Annotated in this window: 11 protein-coding genes and 2 pseudogenes; 11 read left to right on the top strand and 2 right to left on the bottom strand. The window is 68.7% G+C overall.

Features of this window, described 5'->3' with window-relative positions:
* Positions 1 to 222 precede the first annotated feature (222 nt).
* Positions 223 to 3672 carry an NB-ARC domain-containing protein gene (locus IE271_RS34505; RefSeq protein ID WP_190194418.1) on the bottom strand — a complete coding sequence of 1150 codons (3450 nt, stop codon included), beginning with the start codon at positions 3670 to 3672 and terminating at the stop codon, positions 223 to 225.
* Between the two features lie 810 nt (positions 3673 to 4482).
* On the opposite strand from IE271_RS34505, the gene IE271_RS34500 reads away from it, so the two are divergent.
* The 11 genes and pseudogenes from IE271_RS34500 (at position 4483) to IE271_RS34445 (ending at position 15472) form a co-directional block, all read left to right on the top strand.
* Entirely contained in the window at positions 4483 to 5721 is a 1239-nt protein-coding gene (locus tag IE271_RS34500) for a helix-turn-helix domain-containing protein (protein ID WP_190194417.1), read from the top strand.
* Between the two features lie 118 nt (positions 5722 to 5839).
* Positions 5840 to 6085 (top strand): hypothetical protein, encoded by a 246-nt coding sequence (locus tag IE271_RS34495; RefSeq protein ID WP_190194416.1) that lies wholly within the window; start codon positions 5840 to 5842, stop codon positions 6083 to 6085.
* Positions 6082 to 6633, top strand: a complete 552-nt coding sequence (locus IE271_RS34490; protein ID WP_190194415.1) for a hypothetical protein — start codon at positions 6082 to 6084, stop codon at positions 6631 to 6633. The genes IE271_RS34495 and IE271_RS34490 overlap by 4 nt, the downstream gene beginning before the upstream one ends.
* Positions 6634 to 6822: 189 nt before the next feature.
* Positions 6823 to 7206: an ATP-binding protein gene (locus IE271_RS34485; protein ID WP_229919761.1), complete on the top strand. Its 384-nt coding sequence runs from the start codon at positions 6823 to 6825 to the stop codon at positions 7204 to 7206.
* 261 nt (positions 7207 to 7467) lie between these two features.
* A complete protein-coding gene (locus IE271_RS34480) occupies positions 7468 to 8457 on the top strand; it encodes a hypothetical protein (protein WP_190194413.1) in 990 nt (329 codons plus the stop codon).
* A 102-nt stretch (positions 8458 to 8559) separates the two neighbouring features.
* Positions 8560 to 10092, top strand: a complete 1533-nt coding sequence (locus IE271_RS34475) for an amino acid permease (RefSeq protein WP_373308883.1) — start codon at positions 8560 to 8562, stop codon at positions 10090 to 10092.
* 174 nt (positions 10093 to 10266) lie between these two features.
* Positions 10267 to 11652: a glutamine synthetase family protein gene (locus IE271_RS34470; RefSeq protein WP_190194412.1), complete on the top strand. Its 1386-nt coding sequence runs from the start codon at positions 10267 to 10269 to the stop codon at positions 11650 to 11652.
* 282 nt (positions 11653 to 11934) lie between these two features.
* Positions 11935 to 12771, top strand: a complete 837-nt coding sequence (locus IE271_RS34465) for an aminoglycoside phosphotransferase (protein WP_190194411.1) — start codon at positions 11935 to 11937, stop codon at positions 12769 to 12771.
* Between the two features lie 772 nt (positions 12772 to 13543).
* Positions 13544 to 13861: a hypothetical protein gene (locus IE271_RS34460; RefSeq protein ID WP_190194410.1), complete on the top strand. Its 318-nt coding sequence runs from the start codon at positions 13544 to 13546 to the stop codon at positions 13859 to 13861.
* A pseudogene (locus IE271_RS34455) lies at positions 13828 to 13995 on the top strand (IS256 family transposase); the annotation flags it as partial. The gene IE271_RS34460 and the pseudogene IE271_RS34455, both read left to right, overlap by 34 nt.
* A gap of 302 nt (positions 13996 to 14297) precedes the next feature.
* Positions 14298 to 15472 (top strand): annotated as a pseudogene (locus IE271_RS34445) (IS30 family transposase).
* A gap of 1179 nt (positions 15473 to 16651) precedes the next feature.
* On the opposite strand, the gene IE271_RS34440 reads toward IE271_RS34445, so the two are convergent.
* Positions 16652 to 16975 carry an STAS domain-containing protein gene (locus IE271_RS34440; RefSeq protein WP_190194409.1) on the bottom strand — a complete coding sequence of 108 codons (324 nt, stop codon included), beginning with the start codon at positions 16973 to 16975 and terminating at the stop codon, positions 16652 to 16654.
* Positions 16976 to 17340: the final 365 nt, after the last annotated feature.

Raw genomic sequence — 17340 nt, 5'->3', positions numbered from 1 at the left:
CTCGGGCGAGGGCCCGGCAGAGGGCCAGCTGCAGTTGGCGAAGGACGCCCGCAACCGGTTTACATGGCCGCAGGCGTCCTTTGTTGTACGCGCAAGGTCAGCTGCCGACCGGCGGCTGGGTGATGACACAGTCCCGGCGCGCGTCCCATCCGCGTCAGTGCTCGCGGATTTGTCCGTCCGCGCCGGGCACAGCGAGCGGGGCCCCTTCCTCCGAGGCATGGGTCAAGGGACAAAAGTGAAGAGGTACAGGCCGCGCTCGCCTGTCGCTGCAACCGTACGGCTATCCCCCGCCCAAACGCATGAGTGCAGCGGCCCTTCGGCTCGAGCGATGGCCACGACACGCTGTTCCGTAACCGACCAGATCCGCATCTCACTCTCGCCGACGGTGGCGAGCCAGGCGCCGTCCGCGGCGATCGCCACCGATTCCACGCTACCGGTGTGCCCGGTGAGGGTGGTGGTGCATCGGCCGGAGACCCGATCCCAGATCCGCACCGTGCCATCGGAGCCGCCGGTGGCAAGCCAGGTACCGTCTGCAGAAATCGCCACCGAGTGCACGTAGCCGGTGTGCCCGGTGAGGGTGGTGGTGCATCGGCCCGAGGCCCGATCCCAGATCCGCACCGTGCCGACGCTGACGGTGGCAAGCCAGGTACCGTCCGCAGAAATTACTACCGAGCTCACGCTACCGGTGAGGGTGGTGGTGCATCGGCCCGAGGCCCGGTCCCAGATCCGCACCGTGTCGAAGTCGGCGGTGGCGAGCCAGGCGCCGTCCGCGGCGATCGCCACCGATTCCACGCTACCGGTGTGCCCGGTGAGGGTGGTGGTGCATCGGCCCGAAGCCCGATCCCAGATCCGCACCGTGCCATCGCCACCGCCTGCGGTGGCGAGCCAGGTACCGTCCGCGGCGATCGCCACCGAGGACACGCTGCCGGCGTGTGCGGTGAGGGTGGTGGTGCATCGGCCCGAAGCCCGATCCCAGATTTGCACCCTGCCGAAACCGCCGGTGGCGAGCCAGGTGCCGTTCGCAGACATCGCCACCGATTTCGCGGTTTCAGCGTGCTCGAGACGGGTGGAGTCTTGAGCAGAAAGAGCAAGTATGACGTCCCAAATTCGCACCGTGCCGCCACTGGTGGTGGCGAGCCAGGTACCGTCCGCGGAAATCGCCACCTTGTTCGCCCTGTCGGTGTGCCCGGTGAGGGTGGTGATACACCGGCCTGAGGCCCGGTCCCAGATTTGCACCGGTCCGAAGCCGCCGGTGGCGAGCCAGGTACCGTCCGCGGAAATCGCCACCGACGACACCCTGCCGACGTTTGCAATGAAGGTGGTGGTGCATCGGCCCGCGGCCCGGTCCCAGATCCGCACCGTGCTGCCGCTGCTGGTGGCGAGCCAGGTACCGTCCGCGGAAATCGCCACCGACGACACACCGCCGGTGTGCCCGGTGAGGGTGGTGGTGCATCGGCCCGAGGCCCGGTCCCAGATCCGTACCGTGCCCTCGGAGCCGCCGGTGGCAAGCCAGGTACCGTCCGCGGAAATCGCCACCGACGACACCAAGCCGGTGTGTCCGGTGAAGGTAGTGGTGCATCGGCCGGAGACTCGGTCCCAGATCCGCACCGGTCCGTAGCCGGCGGTGGCGAGCCAGGTGCCATCCGCGGCGATCGCCACCGAGTACACGCCGTTGGTGTGTCCGGTGAGGGTGGTGGTGCATCGGCCGGAGACTCGGTCCCAGATCCGCACCGTGCCCTCGGAGCCGCCGGTGGCAAGCCAGGTACCGTCCGCGGAAATCGCCACCGAGTGCACGTAGCCGGTGTGCCCGGTGAGGGTGGTGGTGCATCGGCCCGAGGCCCGATCCCAGATCCGCACCGTGTCGAAGTCGGCGGTGGCGAGCCAGGTGCCGTCCGCGGCGATCGCCACCGAGTACACGCCGCCGCTGTGTCCGGTGAGGGTGCGTTGCAAGGCGTTGGGGGGTGTATCGGGCAGGGGCCAAAGATTTCTGAGGTGCGGAGGTAGGGCGGGGTCACTTTGGCGTGCTGTGATCTGTGTGTGCCAGTGCGGGTGGTGATCAAGTCGGCTGTGCAGGATGCCGGTCTGGGCGTGGGGTGGGTCGGTGGGAGTAAGGAGGTGGGCGATTTGCCGGATGCTGCGTGCTAGCAGGCGGGTGTGCGGGGTGTCGATGAGGGTGAGGTCGGTCCAAGGGGCTGTGGGGCCCCGGTGGCTGAGGCGTGTTTCGACCCACCGCAGATCACCGGCCACGGCCTCGGCGTCCGCAGTGCGGTCGGCGTCTAGAAGATGGGCAATAAGGTGATCGAGGAGGTAGCCCTCTTGTAGCTGCCACCAGGCATGCCCGGAAGCGGGGACGTCTGGGGCAAGGGGCGGGGCTGGTGGGAGGGTGGCGGCGATTTTATCAAGAAGGAGGCCATTGACGCGGGTCAGATTGCTGTTGCCGAGGCTGTTGCGCAGGTAATCGCGGACCACGTCGTGCAGGCTGATTCGGCCGCCGTGTTGTGGAATGAGGGTAAGCAGGGAAAGCCGTTCCAGATCGCGGCACAGGCTGCGGGTCTGTTCCTCGGACAACGCGCCGGTAACCTGCCAGAGCCGTGCGACCAGGGAGATCGGGACGGCTTCGTCTTCGGCGAAGATGCCCAGCTCGGCCAGGCGGTCGGGGCCGCCGGGCGGCAGCAGGCTGGTGGCAGCTTCGATGGAGGCCTTCACGGCTTGGTTGCGCAGGTGTGGGTTGTCCAGATTCCAGCTGGCGGCTGGATCGTCCACTACGGCGGGACCGTTCGCGCGCAGCCGGGCTAGGATGCGTTCGGCGGTGGTGACGGGATCGGCCCCGGCGGCAGTCTGTTCAGCGATCAGACGGTTGGTCAGGCGCAGGAGCAGGGCCCAGCGGCCGGTGGTGTGCAACAGATCGTCGACCAGCGCACGAGGCAGAGGCGGAATGTTGTAGGTCAGTACTGCCGCGGCCTGGGCAGGGGACATCTCGTCGACGTGGATGGCGTGGGCGCCGACCGGCAAGAGACGTGGATTGCGGGTGGTGACGAGCCGAACGCAGCGTCGGCCGCCTTGGAGGAAGGGCGTCAGCTGTTCGTTTTCCCAGACGTCGTCCAGGAGCAGAAGGGTGCGGGGGCGCCGATCGAGGAGGCGTCCGAGGTGGGCGCCGGCGAGGTCGGGATCGTCGAATTCCGTGGTGTCGCCGGTGATGAAGCGGGTGACTTCGGCGACCTTGGCGGCCAGGGCAGCTCGGCCGCGGACGTCCCGGCCGATGGTGACGGGGTAGATCCGCGAGCGGAACCGCCACCGCACCCGCCAGTGGACGGATGCGGCCGTGGCGAGAGTGGTCTTGCCGAAGCCGCCCGCTCCCCACAGCGAGGTGGTGATGCCAACAGCGCGGCCACGGCGGCGGCATATGGCCCTTATCGTCTGGCGGGTCTGCTCCCGGTCCACGAACCAGGAGGGAACGGCTGCACGCGGTGGGGGTGGCGGATCGCCTTGTACGGCCGGCGGGCGCAGCGACATCCATGCTGCTGCACCGGCTACGACGCAGGCCAGTGCGCCGAGCGCGCCCACCCATGGCCAGGGATGTCGACGCAGCTCATCCAGTACACCGGGCCAGCGTGACGTGGCGGTGGCGGCGTTGCCCGCCAATGCCAGCAAGGCTGCCAGCGCTGCAGTCACAGCAGCGAATACCACCAGCGCCGCTACCCACATTCGCCCCCGCACCCGCGCCCCCCACACTGGTTCCGTGCGCGCACCTTAGCGACAAGCCACCCAAGCGGAAAACGCCGCAGAGCAGCGGGCGCGACGAAGAGAGAGTCGCCTGGCACGTCTACCAGCGGCGTCCAGCGGATCCACTGCTCTACAGCCGACTGCTACGGCTGCGCACGCTTCGACTTGCGCGCAGGCCAGCGCTTGGTCGTCGGGGGCTGGCGGCGCATCCGTTGATAACGAAGACCGGCCTGCGCGCCGAACCGTGAGCAGATGGCGACGACAGAAGTGGCCCCTGATGTTCGTCACAAACCAAACAATATTAGCAGAAACGACCACCAGAACGACGTGTGGCCTAGCACTGTGTACGCACTGTTTCGATAAGGTCGGGGTTCGACTGTGAAGCAGAGGGGCGACAGGCTGGCGTTATCGGCGCACTTGGCTCCACCTCTCCGGCCTGACGCGGCTCCAGGACAAACCGGGCGCAGCTACTTCCGCTCAGAACTGGCCCCGCCGCTGAACAGAGTGAACGGCTACCCGTGGGGCCGATTCAAGCCGGAACCGAACACTTACGTGGGTCCAAGTCGGACCGATTCCGGTGGGGCCAGCGGCACCGATAACGCCAACAGGCGGCTTGAGCGGGCCGGGCCGGGCTTGAACGCGTGATTGGTGGCGTCCGCCACATGGTCGCCCGGATGGCCGGATGCTGGCAAGGACTGCCGTTATTGCTCTTCGCGTGCCTACGCTGAGGTACGGCTCACATCCTTAGTAGGGGGCAGCATGGAAATCCCCGACCACCTCAGCATGGGCGAGCGCATTCGACTTCTACGGGAGTCCCGAGGGATGACCCGCGCCGTCTTGGCCCAGCTGTGCGGGCGAGGGCACGACTGGCTCAAGCGAATCGAGTACGGCGACCGTGAACTCACCTCTCATACGCTCATCATGCGTCTGGCTGCAGCTCTCCAGGTCAGCGACATCTCCGTGATCACAGGAGAGGGAACGAACGCGCCTCAGGCCACCGCGCCCACGGGACGACTCCCACACCCCGGGATGCCGGCCATCTGGGAGGCCATCATGCAGCGACCTTTCCTTGCGTCGAGCACGGAGGCGCCCCCGGACCCGGCCATCCTTCAGGGGCGGGTGGACCAGTCCTGGCGTCTGTGGCACACGAGCGAGCGCAACCGCACGGAGGTGGGGGCACTCCTACCAAACCTGATCAAGGACGGGGAGACGGCCGTGCGCGCCTTGGACGGTGCCGAACGGCGGACCGCCCTCGTGGCGCTCTCCGATACGTACCGGCTGACCGGGCAGGCCACGGCTTACATTGCGCCAGCCGAACTGGCATGGGTCGTGGCGGACCGGGCGCTCACCACGGCACAGGAAGCCGATGATCCGGGAGCAATCGCCGCAGCAGCGTGGAATATGGGAAATATCCTCAGAGAAACTGCATATCCAGAGGAAGCGCTGCGTGTGGTGACCGAGGCAAGCGCGCTGATCCGGCCACATTTGGACGACGGGCCGGATGATTGGCGCGGCATCTACGGCGCGCTACAGCTGCACGCTGCGGTGACGCATGCGCGGGAGGGTGCCGAGGGCGCGGCGTGGCTTGCATGGCAGAAGGGAAACGAGGTAGCAAAATCCTTGCCGGCCTCCTACGTCCACCCGTCGACCGTGTTCGGCCGGGCAAATGTTGACTTTCACGAGGTCAGCGTGGCTACGGACTTGCGCGCGAGCAGCAAGGCGATCGACCTCGCCAGTGACATCGATCCCTTGACAATGCCCTCCCGCGAGCGGCAGGCGCGTCTATGGGTCGAGGTGGCAAGAGGGCACCTCCAGCGGGGGGAGCACACGGCCGCGCTCCACGTCATGAAGCTCGCCTACGACATCGGTGCCGAGACCGTCAGGTACACCCCGTCGGCGCGGACAGCGGCCGCTGACCTGTGGCGGAATGCTCCTCGGGCCATGCGTTCCGAGGCCGGAGGCCTCGCTGAAAAGGTCGGCGTGACGGCTGTGGGCTAGCCCTGTGACGGCCTGTCCGAAAAGCTGTGGGCCAGATTGGCCCAGTGGGCCAATCTGGCCCAGTTCTATCGCGGCGCTGCCCCTACGGTGACCGACCTCGCAACCGAAGGAGGTCACCGTGGGCAGTCCTGCGCAGTGGCACGCATCACCGCGGCGAGGAGCCGCACCGCATGCGGACGCCACAACCGGCGAAGTCCGTATCCCGCTCTCGCTTTTTTGCATCGACGAGCACAAGGGAGACGTCGACCTCGTCCTCTCCCGCGTCGAGGGTGAGATCCTGCTGGAGGAACTGCGGGCCGGGCTCACCGCGGCCGTGGCGAACTCCACGGTCCCTCTGAGGCCCGCGCCGGAGGTCGTGCGGTGACCGACGCAGCACCATCCATGGCGGCACCGACGGACAGAGCGCCGAGCCCTAGGCCAAGCCTCGCGCCGACCGGGCATATCGTCGACTTCGTCGAGGCGCAGCGGCTCGCGCAGCACATGCCGCCGTTCCGGACCGAGGAAGAGGCGCGGGACTACACCGGCCGCGTCACCGCGTTCGTGGACGCGCTCCTCCCCGAGGTACAGAAGACCGTTGACGACCCCTCCGTGAGCGAGCTTCTGCGAACAGAGGCTCAACGTTTGCTCGATTCGGTGCGCGACACGATGGCCGAGAAGCCGTCTCGGGGCGTCGACGAGGCGGTGTGGCGGGCGGACGAGGTCGCAATGTGCCTGCGCCAGACAGTGCTGGTCCTCGGCCACTTGTGGAACTGGCAACAGTGCACCTGGTGCCGGTACCTGAGCGCGGACGTCGAGACCGTGCGAACAATCCCTTCGGCCTCTGGGTCCGGCTTCTCAGTCACCGCGTGCCCGTCCTGCCAGAAGGACCGCGGCGTGACGCCGATCAGCCAACAGTCGGCCACCTACCCCTAACACCCACCTGTACGGCTCCAGACCGCACGAGCGCGCCAAGCGCCAGGAGACAGTTCCATGGCTGACCACCGGCTCCTCACCTGCACCTCCCGTCGACCTGGACCCCGCCGACGGCGCCCGACCGCTCACGACCAGCCCCCTACCGGGAGGTCCCTGGTGACCGCAGCGGCTCAACCATCCGCTACGGGAGTGCCCGCCTACACGCAGGTGCTGCCCCGCCTACCGCAGTCCGTACGCCGGGCCCGCAGCCTGGTGGAGATCACTTTGGCGGCCTGGCATCTGCCCGAGCTGACCTTCGAGGCCGACCTCGTCGTCACCGAGCTGGTCGCGAACGCCGCCGCGCACGCCGTGGGCCCCACCATCAGCGTGACCATCACACGCTGCGAGCCGCGCCGGGTGCGGGTCGCGGTCGTCGACCAGGACGAGGCCGCCGTGCCGACGCCGCGCTCCGCCGACGCGTGGGACGAGCACGGCCGGGGCCTGGCCCTGATCGAGGCGACCTCCCGCCAGTGGGGCACCGAGCGCCTGCCCAGCGCAAAGCGCGTGTGGGCGGAGCTGGAGGCCGAGCCGTAAGCGACGAGACACGCCGGCAGGTCCTCTACATGCTCGTGGTGCTGGTGCTGCTGGCACTGCTGGTGTACGGGATCGGCCGGCCATGAAAGTCCCGCCCGGCCGGACCCGGCCGGAGATCACCGCGTGCGTTCCCGTACGCGGTGGTACCCGGTCGGGGCGAATCACCCCCTTCTACCCCTTCTCTCCCTCAAGGCCCTCACTTCCCATGTCCTTACCCCCACCCCTCCCCTGTGCGCGCGACTGTGCGGCGGAGGTGATCCGATGAGCGGCGACGACGTGACGCTGACCATCCACCCGGCCGGACGCGACGACGAACTCGCCGCGGTGATCCCGGACCTGCAGATAGCCCACTGGCGCTCGACGAAGGCGCTGCTGGCCACAACGGGCCGCAACTGGGCGTTGCGCACCACCCGCAGTCAGGTCATCGCCGCCGTCGACCCCGGCGGGGACAGCGTCCGGGCCTGGTGCAGGGAGGAGCCCCGCAATCCGGATGCGCTGATGATGTGGGCGCGGGTGCTGACCGAGCGGCTGCTGGCCGCCGGCCGCGGGGGCACGGTCAAGCGCGATGTCGTGGAGCGGGCCCGCTGGGCGTGCACCGTTGCCGCGCAGGCCCATCCGGACGATCCCGTGCCCTGGGTATGTCTGTTGGCGCTGACCGTGCTCGACAATGACCCGATGCGCCCGCACCGCCGCGAGAACTGGGCGGCCTGCCCGGACCGGATGCTCCCGCACGGCCCGTGGCCGCTGCTGGAGGAGGTGGTGCGGCGCCAGCCGGATCTGCGCGAGGCGTACCTGCGGCTGTACCAGTGCTTCCACGCCCGCCGGCAGGGCCCGCTGGCTGTCGCGTGCTGGGCCACGCAGGCCGCTCCCCCGGCCAGCCCCGTGCTGCCCCTGGCGCTGTACGCCTACGCCACGGAGGCCGCGGACCGGCTGGTCACCGGCCGCTCCGGCGGTACCGCGGGCTTCTGGCAGACCGGAGAGCTGCGCTACTACACCGAACGCGTACGCGACCTGTGGTTCTACCGGCTGATCAACCCCGCTCGGGACGCCTCCTTGACCGACCTGAACCACCTCGCCTACGCCCTGACCGCCACTGGTCTGCCCGGCGCCCACGACGTGTTCGAGGCGATCGGCAGCTACGCCACACCCTCGCCCTGGGAGGGCCTGAGCCACAGCGGCCACTGGCAGGAGGACTTCAAGGTCGCGCGCCGAGGCGCCTTCCGGATGGCCCAACGGCAGGAGCACCGATGACGCGCGGCCGCGCCCCACCCCGTCTCGAGCTCAGCCCCGCCTCGACCTCAGCACACCCGACCTTGCCACTCACCGTCTTCATCACTTGCGAGGAGCCCCAAGGTGTCCCCGAGAAATACGCCTCCGCGTCACCGCCACGGTGACGGCCCCACCGATGAGCAGATTCTTGACTCCCTCGGCGTCAGCCAGGAGCTCGACCGCCGCATGGGCGGCTTCGGCAACTACGCCATCTCCACCTCCGTGATCTGTGTGCTCGCCGGCTGCATGACCCTCTTCGGTTTCGGCCTGACTACCGGCGGCCCGTCCGTGATGCTGTGGGGCTGGGCCCTGATCGGGGGCGCGACGCTCCTGGTGGCGCTGGCCCTGGCCGAGGTGACCTCGGCCGTCCCCACCGCCGGCGGCCCCTACACCATGGCGGAGAAGCTGGGCGGGCCCCGTTGGGGCTGGGCCACGGGCTGGTTCAACCTGCTCGGCTTGATCGGCGCGATCTGTGGGGTTGATTTTGGCGCCGCGCTGTTCGTCGGGGCGTTCGCGAACCTGCAATGGGGCATCGACCCGACACCCGGCGTCATCTTCTGCATCGGCGCGTGCATCCTGGTGCTCCACGGCGTGCTCAACAGCTTCCGTGTGCGTGTCGTGGAGGTGCTGAACCAGCTATCTGTCTGGTGGCAGTTATTCGGCGTCGTCCTCATCATCGCCGTCCTGAGCCTGGCACCCTCCCATCACCAGGACGCAAGCTTCGTCTTCACGCACTTCGAGAACGGCACCGGCTTCGGCTCCCCCCTCTACGTGTGCCTGATCGGCCTGCTCTTGGGCGGCTACACCTTCTGCGGGTATGACGCCTCGGCGCACATGAGCGAGGAGACGCGGAATGCAGCCCAGGAAGCACCGCGGGCCATGGTCCGGGCCGTGTGGACGTCCTGGATCGCCGGCTTCGCGCTGCTCGCGGCGCTGCTGTTCGCCATCCAGGACTACGCCGGCACCGTCAACACCGCGACCGGGGTCCCGCCCGCGCAGATCTTCCTCGACGTCCTCGGAGTGACCGGCGCCAAAGCGCTGCTGCTCGTGGTCATCGTCGCGCAGCTCTTCTGCGGCAACGCCGCCACCGCCGCGGCGGCGCGCATGATGTATGCCTTCTCCCGCCAGGGGGCACTGCCCGGCTCCCACATCTGGAGGCGGGTCGGCAAGCGCAGCCGTACACCCGTGGCCGCCGTATGGGCCGCTATCGCTCTCGCCCTGGTCCTGGCGCTGCCGTCCCTGTACTCCCCCACCGCCTACGCGGCAGTCACCGCAGTGAACGCCATCGGCATGACCCCGGCCTACGCCATCCCCATCTACCTCAGGCTGCGGCAGGGCGACGCCTTCCAGCCCGGCCCGTGGCACCTGGGCCGCTGGAGCCGACCCATCGGCTACACAGCCGTCGGCTACGTCGCATGCATCACGATCATCTTCTGCCTCCCGCAGGCGTATCCGGTCACCGTCGAGACGTTCAACTACGCCGGCATCACGGCGCTGGTCATGGGCGTACTGGCGTGGGTGACGTGGAAGCGCCGCGGCCGCAGCGACAAATACAGGGTCCTGCCCACCCTGGGCACCGAGGCCGATCACACCGCGCTCACCCGGAACGTCCTCTGAATACTTCGCATCGACAGATGCCAATGACGGGCAGGGGCAGGCCGCACACCTGCGGCGGTCTTCTCCCGCCCACCCGATGACGCTGCCTCGTCGCCGGACGGGACGTCCAACCCCGGCGGCGAGGCAGCCACTCCCCCACCGACCCAGCGATCATGCAAAGGAAAATCCAGACAGATGAGTGCCATCGAACGCGAGGCCCGGCCAGCGCCTTTAAGCGGCATGATGACCCCGGCCACGCTCAGGCAGTGGGTCGAAGAAGGCCTGATCAAAACCGTGCTGCCGGTCCTGCCCGACATGACCACCGCCCTGCGCGGCAAGCGCCTGCCCGCGAACAGCGTCATCGACCGGCTGGACGGCTCGTCGAAGGCTCCCACCCTCATGGAGGCGTGCGCGTACCTGTTCGCGACCGATGTGGACATGACGCCGTCCGACGCCTACCCACTGTCGGGCTGGCACTCCGGGTTCAAGGACATGACGGCCGTGGCCGACCTGGGCGCGATCCGCGTCCTGCGCCCGGGTACCGTGCTCGTGCACTGCGACGCCGTCCAGCCCGACGGGCAGCCCGTCGAGGAGGCGCCCCGGCGGGTGCTCGCACGGCAGCTGCAGCGCCTGGCCGACAGACACGGCCTGGAGGTCAAGGTCGGTCTGGAGAGCGAAGTGGTGCTCCACACCCGCTCCCGCCGCCGCCCGATCTTCGAGCACAACAGCGACTACGCCCTCAACCACGGGCGGAATCTGGCGGAGTTCTTCCCGCGTCTGGAGCGCGCCCTGGAGATCGCGGCGACCCCGGTGGAGTCTGTGAAGACCGAAGGCGCGGCCGGCCAGATCGAGGTGGCCTTCCCCTACGGGCCGGCGCTGCGGGCGTGCGACGACTACAGCGTCTACAAGCACCTGCTGCGCGAGGTCGCCAGCGAGCACCACATGGTGCCCACCTTCATGGCGGCCCCGGCCACCGGCACCGGCAGCGGCCTGCACCTGCACGTCTCCCTGTGGGACCAGGACGATGCTCCGGTATTCGCCACCGACGACCCTGGGAAGTTGCCCCCGACGATGGAGCACACCATCGCGGGGCTGCTCACCGTGCTGCCGGAGCTGATGCCGCTGCTCGCGCCGACCCCCAACTCCTACCGCCGGTATCAGCCGCACAGTTTCGCCCCCACCCACTTCACCTGGGGCATCGACAACCGCACCTGCGCGGTCCGCGTCACCGGCCACGGCAGGGGCATCCATCTGGAGGTGCGGATTCCCGGCGCCGACGCGAACCCGTACCTGGCCCTCGCCGCCGTCTGCGCCGCCATCGAGGCCGGGCTGAGGCACGAGATGATCCCGCCCGCGGCCCGGACCGGCGACAGCTACCACGAGAACAGCTCCAAGGCGGCGACGCCTATCCCGCGCGACATCATCAGCGCCACGGTGGCCTTCGAGAACAGCGCCGTGGCCCGCGACGCCTTCGGCGCGGACGTCGTCAGGCACTACGCCACCGCGGCACACCAGGAACACGGGGCTCTCGAGTACCTGGTGCCCGACACGGAGATCAATCGCTACCACGAACGAGTCTGACCCGCCCCCGACGGCACCACAGACGAAGCACGCCGGAGCGGCGGATCGCCGGTCCGGCCCGAGAACGGCCCGAGGAGACACCTGGGGAGGTGGGTCCCGGGCCTGGTCCCGTTCGCGCAGCGCGCTGCGCGGACGGGACCGCACCACAGGCTTACGGCCGGGACGTACAGGGCCCATCCGTCATATGCCGCCAGCCCGGCCGCGCGCTCGTAGGCGTCCCCCTGCACGGCCGGCCACCACGCCCCGCCCGATGTCCACCCCTGCTGACCGAGGTATCTGATCGTGTTCCTCTCCCGAGTCTCCTTCAACGAGTTGCCGGTGCTGGCCCGCCAGGCGGTGGAAATCCACACCGGCCGTATCACCTCCACCCACCCCGTCGACCGCGACACCAGCAGCCCGGTGGCCTGTGTCCTTGAAACCGAGACGGGCCGCGTGTTCGTCAAGGGCACCCCGGCCGGCTCCTGTCAGGCCGCCCCGCTGTGGGCGCACATCGACCTCGCCCGGTACCTGCCTGCCGCAATACCCCGGCAGCAGTGGTACGTGGCGGCCGGCGGCTGGGTGCTGGCCGGGTACGAGGCCGTCACCGGGGATCCTGCCGACTACACCAGCACCGACGACCTGCTCCTGACCCTGGACGCACTCCAGAACCTGCAGGCGGCCACGGCGCCACGCCGGATCGAGTTGTCGACCGCACAGGAGCGGTGGGGCCGCTACGCGCCCCCGGGCCAGGCCCGCCGGTTCGCCGGCACGACCCTGCTCTACGCCCACTGGACCGCCAGCAGTGTTCTCCTCGACGCAGGCAGGGCGCATCTGGTGGACTGGCCGTGGCCGGTACGCGGCGCGGCATGGATCGACCCCTTCGTGCTGGCCCTGCGGATGGTGCAGGCCGGACACCAGCCCAGCACCGCCGTGGCATGGGTACAGCGCGTGCCGTCCTGGAGGCGAGCCGAGCCCGACGCCCTGCTCGCATTCGCGGCGGCGATGACCCGCCAGTGGCAAGCAAAAGCGAAAACCGACCCGTCCGGAATTGCCGCGGCCGTCGCCGGACACGCCGCCGACCTGGAGGCATTCCTGTCACGGCCGGGCGGGTATCTCGCCAGCCACCGGTCCGTCGCCTGATCCATCCGACCGCCGACCGAGCCCTCGAGCGGTCCGCGACCATCAGGGGAGACGAGTCCCGGGCCTGGTCCCGGCCAGTGACGGCTTGCAGATGTTCCGCGGCTTTGCAGCGCTCGTTATGCCGCCCTCACCCGGAATGCCCCATATCACCCACGCCATCAGCAGGCCGGCCTCTCCGCAACTGGCCAGACCAACCGGACATCCCCTTGCACATGCCGCGTGGCAACCGGCTGCAAGTCGTCAGGCCAGCGCGTTCCAACTCTGACGCGCCCAACGATCCCAGCCTGAGCGGTTGAACCTTGTTTTCGAAGACGCCAGAGCGCGGATACCCCTTCGAATCTCAGGCGCAAGCCGTCATCGGAGGGGTAATCATTGCCCGCGCGTAGTCTCGGCGACTCCGTCGTCTACTCGGAGGCCAGCCATCACAGCGGCCACGCCCAGTTTCCTCAGCAGGCAGATCTCGTCGGCGCCGAACCACCCGCCAACTGCCCGCGCACCGCGCCCCGACACCCGTCCGATACCGATCGGCGTCACGCACACCAAAGGAGGATTCCGCAATGATCAATAATAACCCTCAAGCTAAACCTGAGGGTTATACTCTGCGTTTCCGCCTGCATTGGGGCATGAACCCATCTCAAGCAAAGCGGTGCAGAAAGCCGTCGAGAACGGGCTCCATTACCACCCCGAGGCAGTCAAGGCCAAAGCACGCCGTCCCAGCTGGGCCCTGGGATTGGCCCGGCTACCGGCCATGCATTCGGCCGTGCCCGGCGAGGTGACCACAGAGCTCGCCGTCCTCGACGCCATGGAGCCGGCCTCTGAGCCGGAACTGGCCGCCCGGTTCACAGACTCGGCCCACCAGGCGGATCTGGTCAGTGCGGGTGCCTCGCTGGGGTGGGTCGTCACCCCACTCGCTGGCATGGCTGAACTCCTCGGCCACGTCGCCTGCGCGGTACGGGCTGGGGACGCGGCGCTGCGGGCCGCCTGGCTCGACCGCCGGCTCGTCGGGCTGGGCTACTGGCTGCGCTACACCCGCCCGACCGCGGCGACAACACCCCCCGCGGACATTTCCCCAGCGAGACCGCGGCGCTGAAGTGCATCTACATGGCGCTGATGAGCCTGGATCCCACCGGCAAGGGCCGCAAGCGGTGGACCATGCGCTGGAAGGCGCCCCTGAACGCCTTCCAGATCGAGTTCGAAGGCCGCCTGGCCCCGAGCAACACCTGACAACCGACAACCATGATCAGCCGGTTTAGTTGACACTCCCCGTCCTCGCCGACCGTCTGGACCCGCACCGCACAGGCCTGGTGACCTGCCCCGCGGTGCCCCCGTGAAAGAGGGCGCGGCGTCCACGGCCGGACGGTGCGGATGCCGGGGCCGACACGGTCACGTCCCGCAGATGGTGTTCACAGCCGCGCGGCGAGAGCACCTCGGCCGGCCTTTGTCGCGGTTCCCGGAAGACTGACTCCCGGGAGTCTCTTGGGTTCTAACACTTGTCGCAACATTCCTTGATCATTAGGGGTGTGTTGATGGCGAGGCGGGGACGTAAGCGCAGGCTGGAGCTCGAGGCCGAGTACTGGCGCCTGCTGGCGACCGGAATGGGCACGGTCGAAGCATGCAGACAGCTGGGCATCGGGCGGAAGACCGGATACCGATGGCGTGCCGAGAGCGGAGGGCTCCCGCCGGCGACGCTTCCCGAAGCTTCCCGTTCGGGCCGTTACCTGTCGCTGCTGGAACGCAAACGGATCGCCACCCTGCGCGAACGCAGCCTGGGTGTGCGGGAGATAGCCACCAGGCTCGGCCGGTCACCCTCGACCGTCAACCGTGAACTGCGCCGCAACAGCCTCCCGCACGACAACGGCATCTACCGACGCCGACCTCGCCCACCACCGCTCTCTCGAGCGCAACGGACGGCCGCGCCGCGTCAAACTCGCCGCGGATCCTGAGCTGAGAGCGGAGGTCCAGGCCAAGCTCGCCCTGGAGTGGAGCCCGGAACAGATCGCTGCCCACCTGCGCGCTCTGTGGCCCGACCGTCCCGAGCGGCATCTGTGCCACGAGACGATCTACCGAGCCCTCTACCAAGGCGCCAGAGGCGGCCTGAGCAAGACGCTGACCAGGAAACTGCGCACCGGACGGCCTCTGCGCAAAAAACGCCGCCGCTCCGACCAGCGGACTGCCAGGTTCGTGGCACCGGCCGTGCTCATCGACCGCCGGCCGCCCGTCGTTGAAACGCGCTCTCGCCTGGGCGACTGGGAAGGAGACTTGGTCGTCGGGCTGCGCAGCCAGTCAGCAGTGGCCACCCTGGTCGACCGCCGCACCCGCTATCTGCGCCTGGTCGCCCTGCCCGACGGCCACTCCGCCGACCGGCTTCGTGATGCCCTCATCGCCACCCTCGGCAGGCTACCCGAGCACGCCCGGCAAACCCTGACCTGGGACCAAGGCTCAGAGATGGCCCGTCACCACGAGCTCGCACCGTACTTCAGCGACGGTGTCTTCTTCGCCCGCCCGGGCAGCCCCTGGCAGCGCGGCACCAACGAGAACACGAACGGGCTGGTCCGCCAGTACCTGCCCAAGCGCACGAACCTCTCCCTGCACACCCATGACGATCTACGAGCGATCGAAAGAAAGCTCAACAACCGACCCCCGCAAAACCCTGGGCTGGCAGACCCCTGCCTCAGCATTCGCCGCCGCTCTGGCACCATGAACCTGCAACGTTGCGACAGTCACGTGAATCCGCCTTACAACCCAAGGACCCGTAGCGGGTCAAGGTTGAGGAACCGTTGACAGCCTTCGCCACTCGTGCCGCGATTCGCGAAGGACCGCACGCCCCGGGCCGAGGAAGCAGCTCCGGCCCGTCCGACAACGCAGACCGGACCCGCGACGGACATCCACCCGCCAGACCCCCTCATGCCTACACGCGGCGGCCGAACAGCCGCTGCGGCCGGGCAGCCGCTTCCGCGCGTCCTGCACAGCCGCAAGCCTTGGCCAGCCCCGACGGAAGGGGCAAGTTCAACAGCTACCGCAACCAGACCACGGCCCGGCCAGCCCCAGCGGGATCACCTAGGAACAATGCCTTCACTATCATCACAATGGGTTATTTACTTACACCCACAGTAATGTGATGCTTCGGGTGCTCTGCGAAGAGCTCTGGGAGCCGGCCACACAAGGACGGACGGCCCCGCGCTGTGCGCAGGAGCCTGGTCATCTCCTCTTCCATCTCCTGCGCACGGCACAGACCCATGACCTGCCCCCGGGTACCCCATGGAGGGCACGGGGTGTCTGCCGACGGGCGGGCTGGAGGGCGTAGCCGACATCGCCCCGCCCACAAATGGCGTTCATGGCCACACAGCGACAGCGTGAGGGGCGGTGGCAAAAACGCCTCGGTCGGCCTTCACCACTCGCTCCACGGCTCGCGGAAGGGGACGTCGCAGCCCGAGGCCGCGGCCCGGTCCGTCCGACGGTACGGGCCGGGCCCGCAGACACCCGTCCACCAGCCCGAACGACGCCGAAGCCCTCCGGATCCCTCGCCCCGTGTCGTGAACTGCTCACAAAGGGCGTGGTGGGAAGCAGGACGTACTGAGGAGGCCGGCATCGGCGCGCTCCGGTGGTGGCTTGCGGTGTGGGGCGCCGACCGCGCCTCCTTCCCGCCAGGCCCCAGGAGCGGCGGTGCCGACGGCGGGCTCATCCGGCACCGCCCGACCGCACGGGCCCGGCCGCGCCGCTACACGACCGGGCCCTCCCGGGAGGATTCACGAGCGCTTCACGGGCCTCTACCGGGCTGTGCGTCCAGCGTCCCGCCGCCGCTGCATGAAACACCATCCCCGCGCCTGCAAGAGCCGCATCCCGGCAGCTCCTTGGTGCCCGGGCCGGTCGTGGAGGGGTTTCAGCGGGTGAGCGCGCGGTGCACGGTGGGATAGCAGTCGAGGACGACGTCCAGGCCGGACAGCTGGACGATGCGCCACACGGGCGCCTGTATGCCGGACAGACGCAGCCAGCCCGGCCTGTCCCGGGTGGCGCGGTAGAGGTCGATCAGGGCGTTGATGCCGCTGAAGTCCATGAAGATCACCCACCGCAGGTCGACCACCACCCGGGTCGGGCAGTGGTCTCGGTCGGCGGTGAGGACCTGGCGCAGCCGGTGGGCGGTGTGCAGGTCGATCTCGCCCTGCGGGCTGAGAACGGTGACGCCGCCGTGGACAGTGCGGATCACGGACAGCCGACTGGGACCATTCGTGCTGTAAAGGTTGATCACACGGTGCCTCTGCAAGGGGCTGGCACTGGTTTTGGGCACGACGCTCCTTGTGGAAGCGCCTTGTGTCGACCGTAGGGACGCCAGGCACGCGTGGCCTATCCAAACAGCGCATAAATCTATGGGGACCACAGGGGCGTGACCGGAAAACAGAGGGCGGAGGTGTTGGGCAGTGCGCCCGGTGTCGCGTGACCTGCCCTTTCCCGCCGTCCTGTTGGCGGTGCCGTCCCGAAGGCGCTGGGGCAGGCCTCACCGCTCGAGGAACGAGAACCGTTTGTCCAGGTGCGTGCCCTCGAACGCGATCCGCGCCATGCTGCTCACCTCTG

It is taken from the genome of Streptomyces minutiscleroticus, from assembly GCF_014650875.1.
In the GTDB taxonomy this organism is placed as follows: domain Bacteria; phylum Actinomycetota; class Actinomycetes; order Streptomycetales; family Streptomycetaceae; genus Streptomyces; species Streptomyces minutiscleroticus.
Note: the sequence above shows the minus strand (reverse complement) of the source record. Positions and strands in the feature narration are given on the sequence as shown.

Bases quoted from the DNA above. Each gene is read 5' to 3' on its own strand.
- IE271_RS34470 (WP_190194412.1), top strand. From the start codon at position 10,267: ATGAGTGCCATCGAACGCGAGGCCCGGCCAGCGCCTTTAAGCGGCATG.
- IE271_RS34500 (WP_190194417.1), top strand. From the start codon at position 4,483: ATGGAAATCCCCGACCACCTCAGCATGGGCGAGCGCATTCGACTTCTA.
- IE271_RS34480 (WP_190194413.1), top strand. From the start codon at position 7,468: ATGAGCGGCGACGACGTGACGCTGACCATCCACCCGGCCGGACGCGAC.